Here is a 16,978-nt window from a genome sequence, read left to right as displayed (position 1 = left end):
ATATCAGGGAATTTGATCAGGCAATGAAACCGAAAATCTTCATCGACGGCGAGCACGGCACCACCGGCCTGCAGATTCGCGCGCTGCTTGCCGAGCGCGGCGACCTGGAGATCATTTCCATTCCTGCCGAGCGTCGCAAGGAAACGGCGGCGCGGGCAGAGTTTCTCAACGCCGCCGATATCGCGATCCTGTGCCTGCCGGACGACGCGGCGAAGGAAAGCGTCTCGCTGATCGCCAACGACACCACCAAGGTCATCGATGCGTCGACGGCGCATCGCGTGGCCGAAGGCTGGGCGTATGGCTTCGCCGAAATGGACAAGGAACAGGCGAAGACTATCGCCTCGGCGAAGCGCGTCGCCAACCCCGGCTGCTGGCCGCAGGGACCGATCGCGACATTGCGGCCGCTGGTCACCGCCGGCCTGCTGCCGGCGGATTTCCCGATCACGGTCAACGGCATTTCAGGCTATTCGGGCGGCGGACGCCCGATGATCGAGGACTATGTCGCCAAGGGCGAGGACGCTTCGGAATTCCTGCCCTATGGCCTTACCCTGCAGCACAAGCATGTCCCGGAACTGAGGGCCTATGCCAGGCTGTCGCATGACCCGATCATGCAGCCGGCGGTCGGCAATTTCGCCCAAGGCATGATCACGGTGGTGCCGCTGCAGCTTGGTGGTCTCGACCACGTGCCGACGGGTGCGGAGCTTCACGCGGCCATCGCCGACCATTTCGCCGCCATCAAGGGCGGCGTGGTCGAGGTGGCGCCCTATGTGCATCTGGAGCGCATGCCGGAGATCGATCCGGAGATCTACAACGGCACCAACCGGATGAGGGTCTATGTCTTCGCCAACGACAAACGCGCGCAGGCGCTGCTGCTGGCGGTCTACGACAATCTCGGCAAGGGAGCGTCGGGTGCCGCCGTGCAGAACATGGACCTGATGCTCGGTCTCTGATGGACGCACCAGCCTTGCCGGCGCGCTGGAAAGTCAGTGCGCCAGAACTCATTGCCGAGACTTTTTCAAGCCGCATCTGGAAGGTTGTTCGCGACGACGGCTCGCCGGCCGTCGTCAAGGCGCTCAAACCTTTCGACGATGTCGCCGACGAATTGCGTGGCGAGCATTTCCTCGCCTGGCGGCGCGGCGAAGGCGCGGTGCGCCTGCTTGGCCGCGATGGCCACAGCATGCTGCTCGAATATGCTGGTGACATGTTGCTTACGCGGGTTCTCGATGAAAAGGGCGATACCGCTGCGACCGCGGTCGCGGCGGAGGTGATGGCGAAGCTGTTTTCGCCATCCAAACATCCCTACCCGCCCGAGCTTCAGCCGCTCAGGGAGCGGTACGCCAGCCTGTTCAGGAAAGCCGCGACCGATCGCGATGCCGGCGATGACAGCCTCTATGTCGAGGCCGCCGCCATCGCCGAACGGTTGCTGTCCAATCCGCATGACATCAGGCCGCTGCATGGCGATCTTCACCACGACAACATCCTGCACGGGCCGCGCGGCTGGCTGGTGATCGATTCGAAGGGCGTGCTCGGCGACCCCGGCTTCGACGCCGCCAACATGTTCTACAACCCGCTCGACCGCGACGCGCTCTGCCTCGATCTCCAGCGGATCGCGGACATGGCCGAAGTCTTTGCCAAGACGCTTGGGCAGTCACCGGCGGCGATACTGGACCATGCCATCGCCTATGGCTGCCTGTCGGCGGCCTGGCACCACGAGGACGACAACGCGGTCGATGAGAACCGCGAACTGTCGATCGCGGGGGCGATCCGCGCGGTACGGGCGAATTTCTGACCTCAGGGACGGGCCGAGAGGCTCCGCATCAACTCCTGAGCACGACATCCTGCGGCAAGGGATAAGCGCCCTTGGTGCCGCGCCAATGCGCGGTGGCAAAGCCCAGCACGATCAGCGCAAAGCCCTGATGGGTAAGTGCCATATGCAGCGGCACCTGCATCAGCAGCGTGCCGATGCCGATCGAGGCCTGCACCAGCACCAGCACAAACAACAGTGTCGCGCGGCGGGCGTGGGTTGAGCCCGGCAGGCGTATCCGGGTGGCGATCATGTGCCAGAGCGCGACGGCGAAAACCGTGTAGGCACCGAGGCGATGGACGAACTGCACCGTCTTCGGACTTTCGAAGAAATTGCGCCACGCCGGCTCGAGGATCAGTAGATCCCCCGGTATCAGCTTGCCGTCCATCAGCGGCCAGGTGTTGTAGCTGAGGCCCGCATCGAGCCCGGCCACCAGGCCGCCGAGATAGATCTGGATCAGCGCCAGAAGCACGATGAAGCCGGCCAGACGCTGCGTCGAACGATCGGCGGCGGGTTCGGAATGCGGCGCCAGCCCGCGCGCAACGACCATGGTCGCCGTGAAGATCAGCGCCGCCATCGTCAGGTGGGTCGCCAGCCGGTACTGGCTGACGGAAACCCGGTCGACCAGACCGGAGGCCACCATCCACCAGCCGATGGCGCCCTGCAGGCCGCCAAGGAGGAGAATGCCCGCCAGTTTCGGCCCCAGGCCGCGTTCGATGCGGCGCGTTGCCCAGAAGAACAGCAGCGGCAAGGCAAAGACCAGGCCGACGCTGCGTGCCAGGATACGATGCGCCCATTCCCACCAGAAAATCGACTTGAACGCCTCGATGCTCATGCCCTTGTTGAGCTCGGCATATTGCGGGATCTGCTGATAGAGCTGGAATTCCTCTTGCCACTCAGCATCGTTGAGCGGCGGTATCACGCCGTGGATCGGCTTCCACTCGGTGATCGACAGACCGGAATCAGTGAGCCTTGTGGTGCCGCCGACCAGCACCAGCGCGAACAGCACCAGAAGCACGACATAGAGCCAGCCGCGCAGAAGTGCCCGGTTGTGCAGGTCGCGGTCGCGAGCCACAAATGGCGCGGCAACTGATATGGCAGCCATGGTCTTGTCCCGGCAGGTTGGTTTCGCGGATTGGTGGACCATCGCACTCCTGCTGGCAAGACCAGGCGGCGCGGCACGCCGTCGCGCCGCGTCTGCCGGGTTGCACCGCTTCGCTTCAAGGCCTATGCGAGGCCAACACCCTGAGCTCGCCGGGATCCTTGTCCGGGTTCCCGACAGGCTCGACCAGGAGGCCATCCATGCCCGTGCGCCTGAAAAAGCTGATCGGAATGTTTCTGCTGGTGGCGCTGGTCATCATCTATGCGCTGCTCGCATCGATCTTCGCCATCGCCCGGCTGTCGGAGTCGGGACCGTGGGTGCACTTCCTGTTCTTCCTGCTCAGCGGCCTGCTGTGGGTGCTGCCGGCGATGGGCATCATCAAGTGGCTGATGCTGGAGCCACGGGCCAAGCGCTGAGCGGAAGCCTGCCTGCTGGCGTCAGATCGTCACGAGCATCTTGCCGGCGTTGGCGAGCGGGGTCGTCACGCCCGACAGCATGGTGCGGATGTGGGCAAGGCTCTGGTAGCGGCCGTTGACGGAAATGCGCGGCAAGGCGTGCAGGAAGCCGGCATGTTCGGCGCGCAGCACACCGTGGCGCGTCGTCACGGCGGAGGTATAGCCGGCGTCGCGGGCGAACCCCACTTCGCGGCAACCTACCGCGCTGGCATAGCCATAGGGATAAGCGAAATGGCGCGGTTCTTCGCCGAGTTCGGCCTGCAACAGGCCGCGCACGGCGCCGATCTCGTGCCGCGCATCGGCTTCGGAAAGCCGCTTCAGATTGCTGTGGTTGATCGTATGGGCGCCGATCGTCACCAGCGGATGCGCGGCCATGCCGCGGATTTCATCCCAGTTCATCAGTGTCCGCAGACGCGGGCCGTCAGCGTCGACGCCTGTTGCATTCGCCAGGTCACGCAGCACGGCCCGCAGGTCCTCCTCGCGGACTTCCGAGGTGAGGTAGGCATGCAGGCGTGCGTTGGCCTGAAGCTTTTTGGCCGGGGTCGAACAGTCGACCGTCAACGGGCCGCCCGGGGTATTCAAGGTCAGCCGGGTACCCACATTGACGATATCCTCGACCACATCCCACCACAGATCGGCGGTACCGCTGATCAGCCCGGGCGCGACATAGATGGTGATCGGCGCGCAGTGCTTTTCCAGCATCGGCAGTGCCTCGGTCATGTTGTCACGATAGGCATCATCGGCGGTGATAGTGGCAAACTGGCCGCCCTTGCCGCCTGCCTTGATGCGCTCAACCGCTTCGTCCATCGAAACGAAGGCATAGCCGCTCGCCTTCATGTCGGCAATCACGGCGTCAAGGAAGCCGGGCGCGATATTCAGATGCCGGTTGACGCTGTCAGGCTTTTCAGGCGTCGCGGTGACGCGGTGCAGCATCAGGATGGCGCCAATGCCGCCAATGAACGGCTTGGCCAGCGGTGCGAGACCGGTATAGCGGGCGACGTTCAGCGCCAGTTTCCGGATTGCCTCGCCTCCGTCGATCATTCATTCACCTTTTGCGCCTAGGCTGATCCAAGCACGGAATGCGCCTGCGCGAACCCCCAAATCGCGATCAATACGCCCTAAGGATTGAGGTATGGTTGACGCAACAGCGTCATTTGACGGCAATCGGCTTGCGGCAACTGAGGCGTCGCCCCGCGCCTTGCCGCGGGACCAGGCCGGGCCGTCGACATCCGTGGTGTCCGCCGAGGGCCTCACGGCCTATGCCGAGTTCTGCCGCTCGGCGCTGTTTGCGCCGGCGCAGAGTGCTGCCTGGGTCCTGAACTGGGCCGGGCAGCTCGGACCGGATCTGCTCGTCGCGACGCTGAGCGCCGAAGGCAGGCCGGTTTTCTCGCTGGCCCTGGAGGTCAGCGGCACCGGACCGTTCCGCGTCGCCCGCTTCATGGGGGGGCGCCACGCCAACGGCAACTTCATCGCCGTCGATCCGCAATGGCTGACCAGACCGGATATCCCGGCCATCCGATCGATGCTGACCGCCATTACCAAGGCACGTCCGGACATCGATCTCCTGGCACTGGAAAGATTGCTGCCCGATCTCGATGGCGTCGCCAATCCACTTGTCTCGTTTGACCATTTCGCCAGCCCCAATCTGTCGCTGGCTGTTGATCTCGCCGATGGCTTCGATGCACTGCTGCTGCGCGCCAGCGGCAAGCGCAAGCGCAAGAAGCACCGCTCGCAGATGCGCAAGTTCGAGGCCTTCGGCACCCATCGCCGCATCGAGGCCACGACTGCGGACGAGGTGAACAGGCTGCTCGACGCCTTCTTCGAGATGAAGGAGTTCCGCTTCCGCAAGATGGGTATCACCAACGTCTTCGGCGACGAGCAAGTGCGTGCCTTCTTCCGCGCGCTGTTCACGCAAGCGCTTGCCGAGGACAAGCCTTCCTTCGTGCTGCACGGGCTCGAGGTTGCCGGCAAGCTGCGTGCCATCACAGGGTCAAGCCGTTCGGGCAAACGCCTGATCTGCGAGTTCGGAGCGATCGCCGAGGACGATCTCGGCCATACCAGCCCGGGCGACTTCCTGTTCTTCGACAATATCCAGGAAGCCTGCGAGACCGGTTTCGAGGTCTATGATTTCTCCGTCGGCGACGAGCCCTACAAACGGCTGTGGTGCGATATCGAAACCCAGCATTTCGAAGTACTTTTTCCCTTGACCCTGAAGGGCCGCGCGCTGGCGCTGACGCTCCGGCAAGGAGCGCGGCTGAAGGCCGTCATCAAGAATAGCCCGACGGTCTGGAAGCTGACCAAGATGCTGCGCCGCAAGGCGGCGGGACAGACAGCGGCTCGCACCGAGGACGAAGGCTAGAGTCCCTTTCATCCGGCGGAATCGGGATGAGGCTTTATCTATCAGTTTGAGGCCGGCCTCAGAAATTCAGGGCTTCCCTGAGCGCCGGGCCGGCCCTGACGCGCAGATCGAGATCCGCCTCGATATGGTCGATGTGGTGCAGCATCAGCCGGCTCGCCAGCCCGGAATCGCGGCTCTCCAGCGCGCCGACAATGCCGGTGTGCTCGCTATGCCCGCAGGCTGACGCTCCGGATCGCCCATAAAGGGCGATGACCAGCGACGAGCGCGCCACCAGTTCCTCCATGAAGCGCTGCAGGATGGCATTGCCGGCAACCGAGGCCAGCAGCAGATGGAAGTCGCCCGACGCCTTGATTTCGGAGCGTCGCGCATGTGGGCCGCGCTCGGCGATGAAGCGCCCCTCCTCGTCGAGCTGCGCCTTGAAGGCGACGATGTCGGCGGCGGTGACGCGCCCGCAGGCGGCGATGGCAATGCCCGGCTCGATCAGACGGCGCGAGGCGAATACCTGGCGCGCCTCCTCTGGCGACGGGTTGGCGACGAAGGCGCCACGGTTGCGCTCGGTGCGCACCAGCCCTTCAAAGGACAGCATCTGCAGGGCCGCGCGTGCGACAGTGCGGGAGACATCGAACAACGTGCCGACCTCGCCTTCCGACAGCTTGGTGCCTGGCGCCAGCCGGCGATCGACAATGGCATCGCGCAGCTGGTCGCGGATCGTCTGGGCGCGATCCTGCGTGGCGCTGTCGGCGGCTGAATAAACCTGGTCGGCGATGTTCATGGCGGATTGTCCTGCCCCCCTTCTAACGCGACTCGCGAGGCCAGCACGAGAGGCAAAGTGAACACGAAGGCAAAAAAGATTGCATACGATTTTTGTGCATATCGCCCACAATAGCCCATAATTTGTGCAATGCACAAACCGGCCCATTCTGTGAGCGGCGATCAAGAATCCGGATTCTGCCGACGATTCAATCGCTTGGCCACTCGCCTCGCGATTGGCACGCATGATGCTTTGGTTAATGCGACCAAACGGGGAAGCCTGATGTCCAAAGCCGCCGAAATCGACATCGTGTCCGTTTCGAAAGTCTATGGAACGACGACCGCCGTCGAGGACATCAGCCTGAAGATTCCCGCCGGCACCTATTGCTGTCTGCTCGGCCCTTCCGGCTGCGGCAAGACGTCGACGCTGCGCATGATCGCCGGCCACGAGAGCATATCCAGCGGCGATGTCCGCCTCGGAAATACCGTCGTGACGGACCTGCCGCCGGCCAAGCGCGGCACGGCAATGATGTTCCAGTCCTATGCGCTGTTCCCGCATCTAGACCTCATCGACAATGTCGCCTTCAGCCTCAAGATGAAGGGCGTCGACAAGGAACAGCGCCGCGCCAAGGCGCTGGATATGCTCAAGCTGATGCAGATGGAGGCCTATGCCACGCGCCGCCCCGCGCAGCTTTCCGGCGGCCAGCAGCAGCGCGTGGCACTGGCGCGTGCGCTGATCACCGATCCCGAGGCGCTGCTGCTCGACGAACCACTGTCGGCACTCGATCCGTTCCTGAAGATCCGCATGCGCGCCGAGTTGAAGAAACTGCAGACCTCGCTCGGTATCACCTTCGTCCACGTCACCCACAGCCAGGAGGAGGCGATGGCGCTTGCCGACCTGATCGTGGTGATGAATGACGGCCGCATCGAGCAGGCGGCCCCGCCGCGCGACGTGTTCGAGCGACCGGCCACCGCCTTCGTCGCGCGCTTCATGGGCGACCACAATGTCATCTCCGGCCGTGTCACCGGCAGCCAGGACGGCATGGTCGTCTTCGACGTCAATGGCGGTGGCTCGCTCACCGCCAGCGGGAAGTCACAGGAAGCAGGACAGCCGATCGACATCGCCATCCGCACCGACCATGTGCGCATCGGCGACGCACCCTCGCCCGGCCTCGGCTTCACCGGCATCGTCTCCAACATCGAATACCGCGGCGCCACGGTGAAGCTCTCCGTCACTGGCGCCGGCATCGGCGATTTCACGGTCATCGTCGACGATTCCGACTTCTTCGCCAAACCGGTCGCCATCGGCGACGCCGTACCGCTCGCCTGGGATCCGCAAGACGCGATCGTCCTCGGCCGCCTTCATTCATGACGTCAACGAAGCAAAACAAGAAAGGGGAATAGACATGACAAACACCACGCAAGCCAAGACGGGCCTATCGCGCCGCTCGCTGCTCAAGACAGGTGCGGCCGCCGTCGGCCTCGCCGCCGGCTCCGGCGCCATCACCGGCTTCCCGACCATCTGGGCGCAATCCAACATCACGCTGCGCCAGTTCGGCACCGGCGTGTCGAACCTCAATGCCATCGCCGACAAGTGCAAGGCCGACCTCGGCATCACGCTAGAGATGACGGCGACCGATTCCGACGCCGCCGCCCAGCGCGCCGTGACCCAACCCGACAGCTATGACATCGCCGACATCGAATACTGGATCTGCAAGAAGGTGTTCCCCACCGGCGTGCTGCAGCCGATGGATGTCAGCAAGCTGAAATATTACGACGAGTTGGTGCCGCTGTTCAAAACCGGCAAGCTGACGCCCGACAGCGTGATTGCCCAGGGCACCGCGCCGCATACGGTCGGCTTCGTCGAGGCGCAGGACAGCAAGGTGTTCGCCAAGACGCCGACCAACTGGTTCACGATGGTGCCGACCATCTACAACGCCGACACGCTGGGCATCCGCCCCGATCTCGTCGGCCGCGACATCACCACCTGGGCCGACATCATGGACCCGGCGTTCAAGGGCAAGACCGCGATCCTCAACATCCCGTCCATCGGCATCATGGACGCCGCCATGATCATGGAAGCCATGGGCAACATCAAATATGCCGACAAGGGCAACATGACCAAGGAGGAGATCGACAAGACCATCGACTTCCTGATCAAGGCCAAGCAGGGCGGCCAGTTCCGCGCCTTCTGGAAATCCTTCGACGAGAGCGTCAACCTGATGGCGTCGGGCGAAGTGGTCATCCAGTCGATGTGGTCGCCGGCTGTCGCCGCCGTACGTTCCAAGGGTATCGCCTGCCGCTTCCAGCCGCTCAAGGAAGGCTACCGCTCATGGGGCGGCGGCCTTGGGCTGGCAGCGCATCTCTCGGGCGCCCAGCTCGACGCGGCCTATGAATATATCAACTGGTATACGTCTGGCTGGGTCGGCGGTTATCTCAACCGTCAGGGCTACTACTCAGCCAACATGGTCTCGGCCAAGAAGTTCATGACCGAGGACGAGTGGGGCTACTGGATCGAAGGCAAGCCGGCCAAGGGCGACATCAAGGCGCCCGACGGCACCGTCATGGAAAAGGCCGGCGCCCTGCGCGACGGCGGCTCGTTCGAGGAGCGCATGGGCCATGTCGCCTGCTGGAACTCCGTCATGGACGAGGACCGCTACATGGTGAAGCGCTGGAACGAGTTCATCGCGGCGTAAAGAGCCGGCGTCGCCGCCTTCTCCCCTTGTGGGAGAGGGCGGATTGGCGCGCAGCGCCAAGACGGATGAGGGGTGTTGGACGGAGTGCCGTCATTGTCAAGATGGAACACCCCTCATCCGACCGAGCTTCGCTCGGCCACCTTCTCCCACAAGGGGAGAAGGAAAGGCCGCTCCGCCCGTACCGCGAACCTGCACCGGGAAAATTGATGACAGTCGCGCTCGAACGTCCCGCAATCGCCGCCGCGAAACCCGCCAGGCGCCGCCGCTTCTCGCTCGGCGCCGTCACGCCCTATCTGCAATCGGCACCGCTGGCGCTGATCCTCGGTGCGTTCCTGCTATTGCCGATCATCATGATCGTCGTCGTCTCTTTCTGGGACTACGACTTCGCCGCCATGTACCCGGATTTCCTGACCACCAACTATTCCGACGTGCTAGGCTCCTGGGTCACCTGGAAGACCTATCTCAACACCATCAAATTCGCGGCCATCGTCTGGGCGCTGACCTTGTTCATCGGCTTCTGGGTCGCCTATTTCCTCGCCTTCCACATCCGCACCACGGCAATGCAGATGGTGCTGTTCCTGGTCTGCACCGTGCCGTTCCTGACTTCCAACATCATCCGCATGATCTCGTGGATCCCGGTGCTCGGCCGCAATGGGCTGATCAACACGACGCTGGTGCATCTGGGCATTGTGCCCAAGCCCATCGAATGGCTGCTCTATTCCGAATTCGCCGTAGTGCTGGCCATGGTGCATCTCTACACGCTGTTCATGGTGACGCCGATCTTCAACACGCTGATGCGCATCGACCGCTCGCTGGTCGAGGCCGCCCACGACGCCGGCGCTTCGGGCTGGCAAGTGCTGTGGAACGTCATCATTCCGCTGGCCAAGCCAGGCATGGCGATCGGCACCATCTTCGTCGTCACCCTGGTGATGGCCGATTTCTCCACCGTGCAGGTGATGTCGGGCGGGCAGAGCGCATCGGTGGCGCTGATGATGAAGAACCAGATGTCGCTGCTGCAATATCCGGCGGCCGCCGCCAACGCTGTCGTGCTCCTGGTGCTGGTGCTTTTGATGGTCGCCGGCATTCTGCGCATCGTCGATATCAGGAAAGAACTGTGACATGAGCCACGAAAAGCGCACCTTCGAATTCTACGTTCTGGCAGTGTTCTTCACGCTCTTCGTGCTGTTCCTCTATGGCCCGCTGTCGGCGATCCTGATCCTGTCCTTCCAGGGGCCCGAGGGCGGGCTGACGTTTCCGCTCAATGGCGTCTCGCTGCACTGGTTCGCCAATCTGTTCGAACGCCAGGCGGTCGGCGATTTCGGCGGCAGCTTCAGGCGCTCGCTGGTGCTGGGCGTCATGGTGATGATCGTCACCGTCGTGGTGTCGCTGCTCGCGGGTCTTGCCTTCCGCCGGAAATTCCGCGGCGCCACAGCCCTGTTCTACCTGGCGGTCGCCAGCCTCGTCGTCCCTTCGATCATCATTTCGCTCGGCATCGGCGTCGTCTTCCAGCAGATCGGCTTTCGCCCGGCCTGGTACACATCGGCCTTGGGCGCGCATCTGACCTGGACGCTGCCCTTCGGCGTGCTGATCATGTTCGCCGTCTTCAACCGCTTCTCGCCTGCCTATGAGGAAGCCGCGCGCGATCTGGGCGCCACCTCCTGGCAGACCTTCGTCCATGTCGTGCTGCCGATGATCGCGCCGAGCCTGATCGGCGTCGGCCTGTTCGGCTTCACCTTGTCCTACGATGAATTCGCCCGCACGCTGATGACGTCGGGCACCTTCAACACGCTGCCGCTGGAAATCTACGGCATGACGACCAATGTGACGACGCCGGTGCTCTATGCGCTGGGCACGGTGACGACCGTGTTTTCCTTCCTGGTGATCCTGGCGACGCTGGGCGCCATCCTCTATGTCGGCCGCCGCCGGGCGAGAGCTTGATCGTGCGGATACTGGTGGTGAACCCCAACACGACGGCCAGCATGACCGAGACCATCGCGGCGGCGGCGCGCGCGGCTGCCGGCGCCTGGACCGAGGTCGTCGCCGTGACCTCATCGATGGGGCCGGCCTCGATCGAAGGCTATTATGACGAGGCGCTCGCCGTGCCTGGCCTGCTGATGGAAATCGCCGCCGGTGAGCGGCGCGGCGCGCAGGCGGCCATCATCGCCTGCTTCGACGATACTGGCCTCGATGCGGCGCGCGCCATGGCCGCGATTCCCGTCATTGGAATCTGCGAGGCGGCCCTCAGCATGGCGTCCTTCATCGCCCAGCGCTTCAGCGTCGTCACCACCACCGACCGCTCGCGCGTGCCGGTCGAGGCGCTGGTGCAGCGCTACGGCATGGCGGGACGGGCGCGCGTGCGCGCCGCCGACATTCCGGTGCTTGCGCTTGACGATCCGGCATCGGGCGCGGTCGGGAAGCTGCGCGACGAAATCGCCCGGGCCATCGACGAGGACCGCGCCGAAGCCATCGTGCTTGGCTGCGCCGGCATGGCCGATCTCGCGCACCGGCTGCAGGCGGAATTCGAACTGCCGGTCATCGACGGTGTCGGCGCGGCGCTGAAGCAGGCCGAGGCGCTGATCGCACTCGGCCTGTCGACATCGAAGCGCGGCGCCTATGCGAGCCCGCTGGCCAAGCCCTATCGTGGTGTGCTGAAATCCTTCTCACCCGGAGCAGTCGCAGCGGAGTGAGCGCAATGAAGCCAACCATCCGCACGCTGTCGCTGCAGGAGCTGACGGTCCTCGTCGACTGGGCAGCGGCGGAGGGCTGGAACCCTGGTCTCGAAGACGCGGCGATGTTCCAGGCCGCGGACCCCGAAGGCTTCATAGGCGCCTTCGTCGGCAACGAAATGGTCGCGGCGATCTCGGCGGTGGCCTATGGCCGCGAATTCGGCTTCATCGGCCTCTACATCTGCCGGCCGGACAAGCGCGGCAAAGGCTTCGGCAAAGCGGTCTGGAACGCAGGCATGAAGAGACTTGCCGGTCGCACCGTCGGCCTCGACGGCGTGGCCGAGCAGCAGGCCAATTACCGGCGCAAGGGCTTCAGCCAGGCCTATGAGACCATCCGCTACAGCGGCCGCATGGCGGGCCCGCCGGTCAAGGCCGACGGACTCAGGACGGTGAGGACCGAACTCGTGCCCGACATCATCGCCTATGATGCCCATTGCTTTCCCGCCCCCCGGCGCGCCTTCCTGCAGCGTTGGCTGCAGCCGCCCCACCATGCGCTGGCGGTGATCACATCTCTTGGAACGACGGGCTATGCCGTGGCGCGCTCGTGCCGCAATGGCTTCAAGATCGGCCCGTTGTTTGCCGACGACATCGGGGTCGCGCTGCACCTGCTGGAGGGGCTGGCGGGTGCGTGCGAGGGCGACGACCTGCACATCGACGTTCCGGCCGCCAGGGCGGACTTCATCGCCGCGCTCGATGCGGCAGGGTTTTCACCGACCTTCACCACCATGCGCATGTACAAGGGTCCGCCCCCGAAGCTCGGCCAGCACCGGATATTCGGCGTGACGACCCTGGAACTGGGATAGAACTGGACTTCTGAACAGGCTTCCGCGGGCGATCCACGCTCCTTTACGCGGCGGAGCGTCGTCCTGGCACCGGATTGCCCGGCGGCTCGTGGCCGAGCGGCGTCACCAGTGTCAGGTCGGGATAGCCGTTTTCGATCAGCTTGACGGCGGCCTGTGCCACCTCGTCGTCCGGTTCCAGCATCGAGAGAAAGACCTCGGTGGCATCGCCGGCCAGACGGCCGATGCCTTGCGCATCGGCCGGTCCGCATTCGACAACGACCAGGTCATAGGCGGTGGTCAGCGACTGCATGATGATCGGCAGCCGATCGGCGGCGCGCATGGCGCGGACCGGATCGGCGGTGCCGACGGGAATGACGTGGCAGTCCGAGTAGAGATCGGCGTGGATGACGTCGCTGAACTGCGCTTCCGAAGCGAGCAGATTGGTGATGCCGGGGAAAAGACCGCTGTCCAGCATCGGCCGCGAGGCAGCCCCCGACGCGGTCAGGTCCAGCAACAAGACGCGCAGGCCGGCGTCCGAGACCTCGCGCGCCACCAGGACCGCCGATGCGGCTGCCTCATCACCCTCCGGCGAGACGAATATGGCGCGCGCGGCCCCGCTTGCGATCAGTTTCTCCGCCGCCTTTTCGATGTCGATCTCACCCAGGCTGGAACGTGCCGGTTCGGCCTCGGCAGCCATGCGCTCGGCTGGCACCGCCTCGGGAACCGCAACCATGCCAGGGACCTCGGCCGTATCGGGCGCGACGGTCTCGGGCATTGCAGTTGTATAGGGCATCGGGCCCTTGTCGGGCTCCACCACCGCTTCAGCCGGATATTCCCCCATCTCCTGGAGGGCGGCAGGTTCCTGGCGGACAACCGGCATCGCGACCTCATCGATCGGCTCGAAACGGGCACCCGCCGCCGGTCGCATCGCGCGGCCTGAAAACAACTCCTGCAGAAGCGTCACAATGGCCATGATCAGCAGCGATGCGACGAAAGCGGCGCTGACGATCGGCAGGACCTTCGGGAAATAGGGCTCGGACGGCACCGAGGCCTTTGAGGAGATCCGGGCGTCGACGGGCAGATACTTGCGATCCTGGCGCGAAGCCGCTTCACGGTAATTGGTCAGATAAAGCTCGAGTTGCTGGCGCTTGGCTGCAGCGTCGCGCTGCAGTGCGTCGAGATCGACCTGCTGTTCACCGGCGCGCGCCGAAGCCGCCTTCAGCGTATTGACATCAGCGACAAGCTGGCTCTCGCGCGCCTTGGCCGTATCGGCCTGCGCCATCAGGCCCTTTATGATCTTCTCGGCTTCACCGCGGATCTGTGCATCGAGATCGGCCAGTTGTGATTTCAGCGCGCGAATGCGCGGATGATTGCCGAGCAGAGTCGTGGAAAGATCGGCGATGTTGGAGCGCAATTCGACCTGTCGTTCACGCAGACGCTGGATCAGGTCCGATGCCAGGACTTCCGGCACGGTATCCAGCGAACCGCCATTCCGCAGCACCTTGCGCACGTTGTCCGCGGTCGCTTCCGCCGAGGCACGATTGCCACGCACTTTCGACAGTTCGCTCGACAGCTCCGCAAGCTGCTGCGTGGCCAGCACCGAGTTGTTGCCGCCCATCAGAAGATCAGACTGGGCGCGGTAGGTCGCGACCTTGGCCTCGGCGGCCTTGACCTGCTGCTGCAGGTCGGCGATCTCCGGCGCCAGAAAATCAGCGGCCGCGGCATTGGATTCGAGCTTGGCTGTCCCTTGCCCAGCGATATAGGCAGCGGCGATGGCGTCAGGGATCGCCGCTGCAAGCGTCGGATCCTGCGAAGAAAACTCGATGGCGACAATGCGGGTTTTTTCGACGCCATAGACGTTGAGCTTCTCACGCATCTTCTTCAGTACGCGCTCGTCGACCGGTACGTCCATCGGGTCGCTTTTCAACCCGACCAGAACCAGCAGGCGACTCAACGATGACATGCCGGCTGCTTCGTCGAATTCGGGCAGTTTTGCCAGATCGAGCTTCTGCGCCACCTGCTTGAGGATGTCGTTGGAGGAAATTATCTGGACCTGGGTGGCAATGCCCGACTCATCGAGGATTGGCTTGTCGGTGTCGTTGTTGCCGGCCGGCCGCGTGTAGACCGATTCACGCGGAATGATCTCAACTTGTGCCTGGGCCTTGTAGTGCCGGGTTGCCATAGAGGCGAACGCGAAAGCCGCGCCGGTCACCACCAGCGTGACGACGAGGATGCGCAGCCAGTTCCTCGCCAGGCTGGCGAAGAGCTGCCTGAGATCGACATCGACATCTGCGGCCGCGGACTGAACGGACATGCATCCCTACTCCGGTACTGGGTCAGGATGCACCGTAAACAACTATGGTAACTCAGCCGTTAAGATCACGGTAAGCTTCCGTTAGGGTTTACTGGAGAGCAACAAACAAAACCGCCAAAGACCGCAAAAAACTCTTGCCGGCGCCCGCCGTATCCGCCGCCTCCTTTACCGGCCATTAACCCTAACAGGATGATAACGAAACCCGATCCCGAGCTTGCTGCGACGCTGCAGCGACCAGTCGAAGGTACGTGTCCGGTCATGAAAAGCACTGCTTCCCTCTTTCGCGCGCTGCTCGCCGTATCGATGCTTGCCGGCTGCTCCAGCTACCGGCCGACGCCGGCGGCCTTCCATGAGGTGCTCGATCAACCCTACCGCCTCGGCGCCGGCGACCGCGTCCGCGTCACCGTGTTCGAGCAGGACGGGCTGACCAATACCTACAGTGTCGACCAATCCGGCTATCTCTCCTTCCCGCTTGTCGGCGCCATACCGGCTCGCGGCCACACCGCACAGCAGATGGAAAAGGAAATCGCCGACAAGTTGCGACAAGGCTATCTGCGCGATCCCGACGTCTCGGTCGAGATCGACCGCTACCGGCCGATCTTCGTCATGGGCGAAGTGGGCGCTGCCGGTCAATATTCCTACGTCCCCGGCCTGACGGTGCAGAAGGCGATCGCCATTGCCGGCGGCTTCACACCGCGCGCCAACCAGGAAAGCGTCGACATCACCCGCGACATCAACGGCAAGGTGATGACCGGCCGCGTGGTCACTTCCGACCCGCTGCTGCCCGGAGATACCGTCTACGTTCGCGAACGTCTCTTCTGACGAACCACCACGTGGCGGACAAACTCAGGATCGTCCATTGTTTTCGCTCACCCGTCGGAGGAATTTTCCGACATGTGCGCGACCTGACCGAGGCGCAGGTCGCCGCCGGGCATTCGGTCGGCATCGTCTGCGATTCGACGACGGGTGGAGAATTCGAGGAACGCCTGTTCGAGCAGATGAACGATATGCTGGCGCTCGGTATCCATCGCACGCCGATGCAACGCCATGTCGGCCCGGGCGACGCGACGTCGGCCTGGCGCACCTACAGGATCATCAAGGAATTGCGGCCGGACGTGCTGCACGGGCACGGCGCCAAGGGTGGCGCCTATGCCCGTCTGTTCGGCTCATTGTTGCGGGTATCAAGGTCTCGCGTAGCCCGCCTTTATTCGCCGCATGGTGGCTCCCTCCACTATGACGAGAACACGACCACCGGAAAGCTGTTCTTCGCGCTCGAGCGCTTCATGGCCCGCTTCACCGACTGCCTGCTGTTTGTTTCCGACTACGAAAGGCGAACCTATCGCCGCAAGGTCGGTGAACCGCCGATCCCGAACACCTTGGTCTACAACGGCCTGCGCGCCGCTGAGTTCGAGCCGGTGCTCACCGGGCCCGACGGAGCCGACCTGCTCTATATCGGCATGATGCGCGACCTGAAGGGACCCGACATCTTCATCGATGCACTGGCCGCCGCCGGCCCCCAACTCGGCCGCGCGCTTACCGCGGTCATGGTTGGCGACGGTGACGACCTGCCGCGTTACCATGGGCAAGTGAAGCGCCTCGGGCTCGACGGCAATGTCCGCTTCCTGCCGCCGATGCCTGCCAGGGAAGCCTTCGCGCTGGCGGCGCTCGTGGTCGTTCCGTCGCGCGCCGAAGCCATGCCCTATATCGTCCTCGAGGCGCTTGCCGCGGGAAAACCGATGATCGCCACGGCCGTCGGCGGCATACCGGAGATTTTCGGTGCGCTCTCCCCTGCCCTGATCCGGCCCGACCCGAACGAGCTTGCGGCCAAGATGAGCCAGGCGCTGGCCGACCCCGCCGCCTATCGCAATCTGATGCCCGATGAGGCCAGCCTCAAGGCGCGCTTCGGCGCCGATGTGATGGCCGCCGAGATCGAGAAGGCCTATTTCGCCGCGCTCAACAAGTAGGCCGCAAACCCCAAGCCATTCCAAAG

16 protein-coding genes are annotated in these 16,978 nt (G+C 63.9%); 12 read left to right on the top strand and 4 right to left on the bottom strand.

The annotated features are described in order from the left end of the window. Positions 1-23: 23 nt before the first annotated feature. Together argC and BLS48_RS13025 are read left to right on the top strand one after the other, a co-directional pair. On the top strand, positions 24-950 hold the full coding sequence (gene argC / locus BLS48_RS13030) for an N-acetyl-gamma-glutamyl-phosphate reductase (protein WP_091578176.1): 927 nt from the start codon (positions 24-26) through the stop codon (positions 948-950). Then, positions 950-1,789, top strand: coding sequence for an aminoglycoside phosphotransferase family protein (locus BLS48_RS13025; RefSeq protein WP_091578174.1), 840 nt, complete (start codon positions 950-952; stop codon positions 1,787-1,789). The genes argC and BLS48_RS13025 overlap by 1 nt, the downstream gene beginning before the upstream one ends. Positions 1,790-1,817: 28 nt before the next feature. Here BLS48_RS13025 and BLS48_RS13020 read toward each other — a convergent pair whose 3' ends face one another. Continuing rightward, positions 1,818-2,909 (bottom strand): COX15/CtaA family protein, encoded by a 1,092-nt coding sequence (locus BLS48_RS13020; protein ID WP_091578172.1) that lies wholly within the window; start codon positions 2,907-2,909, stop codon positions 1,818-1,820. Positions 2,910-3,106: 197 nt separating this feature from the next. Between BLS48_RS13020 and BLS48_RS13015 the strand changes: the two genes are divergently transcribed. Further along, complete coding sequence (locus BLS48_RS13015) at positions 3,107-3,322, top strand: DUF2842 domain-containing protein (protein ID WP_091578171.1); 216 nt, start codon at positions 3,107-3,109, stop codon at positions 3,320-3,322. A gap of 21 nt (positions 3,323-3,343) precedes the next feature. Here the strand turns inward: BLS48_RS13015 and BLS48_RS13010 are convergent, their stop codons facing one another. Continuing rightward, the gene (locus BLS48_RS13010) at positions 3,344-4,402 is read right to left on the bottom strand and encodes a polysaccharide deacetylase family protein (protein ID WP_091578168.1); all 1,059 of its coding nucleotides are present in this window, start codon (positions 4,400-4,402) and stop codon (positions 3,344-3,346) included. Positions 4,403-4,493: 91 nt separating this feature from the next. Between BLS48_RS13010 and BLS48_RS13005 the strand changes: the two genes are divergently transcribed. After that, positions 4,494-5,720 carry a GNAT family N-acetyltransferase gene (locus BLS48_RS13005; protein ID WP_091578166.1) on the top strand — a complete coding sequence of 409 codons (1,227 nt, stop codon included), beginning with the start codon at positions 4,494-4,496 and terminating at the stop codon, positions 5,718-5,720. 58 nt (positions 5,721-5,778) lie between these two features. Here the strand turns inward: BLS48_RS13005 and BLS48_RS13000 are convergent, their stop codons facing one another. Further along, positions 5,779-6,492, bottom strand: a complete 714-nt coding sequence (locus tag BLS48_RS13000) for a GntR family transcriptional regulator (protein WP_091578163.1) — start codon at positions 6,490-6,492, stop codon at positions 5,779-5,781. A gap of 261 nt (positions 6,493-6,753) precedes the next feature. Between BLS48_RS13000 and BLS48_RS12995 the strand changes: the two genes are divergently transcribed. The 6 genes from BLS48_RS12995 to BLS48_RS12970 all read left to right on the top strand — a co-directional run bounded on the left by BLS48_RS12995 (position 6,754) and on the right by BLS48_RS12970 (position 12,695). After that, positions 6,754-7,842 carry an ABC transporter ATP-binding protein gene (locus BLS48_RS12995; RefSeq protein WP_091578161.1) on the top strand — a complete coding sequence of 363 codons (1,089 nt, stop codon included), beginning with the start codon at positions 6,754-6,756 and terminating at the stop codon, positions 7,840-7,842. 34 nt (positions 7,843-7,876) lie between these two features. After that, positions 7,877-9,166, top strand: coding sequence for an ABC transporter substrate-binding protein (locus BLS48_RS12990; protein ID WP_091578159.1), 1,290 nt, complete (start codon positions 7,877-7,879; stop codon positions 9,164-9,166). A 206-nt stretch (positions 9,167-9,372) separates the two neighbouring features. Further along, positions 9,373-10,284 carry an ABC transporter permease gene (locus BLS48_RS12985; protein ID WP_091578158.1) on the top strand — a complete coding sequence of 304 codons (912 nt, stop codon included), beginning with the start codon at positions 9,373-9,375 and terminating at the stop codon, positions 10,282-10,284. A 1-nt stretch (position 10,285) separates the two neighbouring features. Next, positions 10,286-11,104: an ABC transporter permease gene (locus BLS48_RS12980; RefSeq protein WP_091578156.1), complete on the top strand. Its 819-nt coding sequence runs from the start codon at positions 10,286-10,288 to the stop codon at positions 11,102-11,104. A 2-nt stretch (positions 11,105-11,106) separates the two neighbouring features. Further along, positions 11,107-11,853: an aspartate/glutamate racemase family protein gene (locus BLS48_RS12975; RefSeq protein WP_208604617.1), complete on the top strand. Its 747-nt coding sequence runs from the start codon at positions 11,107-11,109 to the stop codon at positions 11,851-11,853. Positions 11,854-11,858: 5 nt separating this feature from the next. Next, a complete protein-coding gene (locus BLS48_RS12970; RefSeq protein ID WP_091578498.1) occupies positions 11,859-12,695 on the top strand; it encodes a GNAT family N-acetyltransferase in 837 nt (278 codons plus the stop codon). Positions 12,696-12,738: 43 nt separating this feature from the next. Here the strand turns inward: BLS48_RS12970 and BLS48_RS12965 are convergent, their stop codons facing one another. After that, entirely contained in the window at positions 12,739-14,988 is a 2,250-nt protein-coding gene (locus tag BLS48_RS12965) for a GumC family protein (RefSeq protein ID WP_091578153.1), read from the bottom strand. A gap of 258 nt (positions 14,989-15,246) precedes the next feature. Between BLS48_RS12965 and BLS48_RS12960 the strand changes: the two genes are divergently transcribed. Both BLS48_RS12960 and BLS48_RS12955 read left to right on the top strand, forming a co-directional pair. Next, positions 15,247-15,810: a polysaccharide biosynthesis/export family protein gene (locus BLS48_RS12960; RefSeq protein ID WP_013532220.1), complete on the top strand. Its 564-nt coding sequence runs from the start codon at positions 15,247-15,249 to the stop codon at positions 15,808-15,810. 11 nt (positions 15,811-15,821) lie between these two features. Next, complete coding sequence (locus tag BLS48_RS12955; RefSeq protein WP_091578151.1) at positions 15,822-16,952, top strand: glycosyltransferase; 1,131 nt, start codon at positions 15,822-15,824, stop codon at positions 16,950-16,952. The last annotated feature ends 26 nt before the right edge of the window (positions 16,953-16,978 follow it).

This window comes from Mesorhizobium qingshengii (assembly GCF_900103325.1).
GTDB classification, from domain to species: domain Bacteria; phylum Pseudomonadota; class Alphaproteobacteria; order Rhizobiales; family Rhizobiaceae; genus Mesorhizobium; species Mesorhizobium qingshengii.
The sequence above is the reverse complement of the archived record's forward strand: the minus strand, read 5'-3'. Positions and strand labels throughout refer to the sequence as shown.

Excerpts from the sequence above, each read along its gene's own strand:
- argC (WP_091578176.1), top strand. The coding sequence starts at position 24 with ATGAAACCGAAAATCTTCATCGACGGCGAGCACGGCACCACCGGCCTG.
- BLS48_RS13025 (WP_091578174.1), top strand. The coding sequence starts at position 950 with ATGGACGCACCAGCCTTGCCGGCGCGCTGGAAAGTCAGTGCGCCAGAA.
- BLS48_RS13020 (WP_091578172.1), bottom strand. The coding sequence starts at position 2,909 with ATGGCTGCCATATCAGTTGCCGCGCCATTTGTGGCTCGCGACCGCGAC.
- BLS48_RS13015 (WP_091578171.1), top strand. The coding sequence starts at position 3,107 with ATGCCCGTGCGCCTGAAAAAGCTGATCGGAATGTTTCTGCTGGTGGCG.
- BLS48_RS13010 (WP_091578168.1), bottom strand. The coding sequence starts at position 4,402 with ATGATCGACGGAGGCGAGGCAATCCGGAAACTGGCGCTGAACGTCGCC.
- BLS48_RS13005 (WP_091578166.1), top strand. The coding sequence starts at position 4,494 with ATGGTTGACGCAACAGCGTCATTTGACGGCAATCGGCTTGCGGCAACT.
- BLS48_RS13000 (WP_091578163.1), bottom strand. The coding sequence starts at position 6,492 with ATGAACATCGCCGACCAGGTTTATTCAGCCGCCGACAGCGCCACGCAG.
- BLS48_RS12995 (WP_091578161.1), top strand. The coding sequence starts at position 6,754 with ATGTCCAAAGCCGCCGAAATCGACATCGTGTCCGTTTCGAAAGTCTAT.
- BLS48_RS12990 (WP_091578159.1), top strand. The coding sequence starts at position 7,877 with ATGACAAACACCACGCAAGCCAAGACGGGCCTATCGCGCCGCTCGCTG.
- BLS48_RS12985 (WP_091578158.1), top strand. The coding sequence starts at position 9,373 with ATGACAGTCGCGCTCGAACGTCCCGCAATCGCCGCCGCGAAACCCGCC.
- BLS48_RS12980 (WP_091578156.1), top strand. The coding sequence starts at position 10,286 with ATGAGCCACGAAAAGCGCACCTTCGAATTCTACGTTCTGGCAGTGTTC.
- BLS48_RS12970 (WP_091578498.1), top strand. The coding sequence starts at position 11,859 with ATGAAGCCAACCATCCGCACGCTGTCGCTGCAGGAGCTGACGGTCCTC.
- BLS48_RS12965 (WP_091578153.1), bottom strand. The coding sequence starts at position 14,988 with ATGTCCGTTCAGTCCGCGGCCGCAGATGTCGATGTCGATCTCAGGCAG.
- BLS48_RS12960 (WP_013532220.1), top strand. The coding sequence starts at position 15,247 with ATGAAAAGCACTGCTTCCCTCTTTCGCGCGCTGCTCGCCGTATCGATG.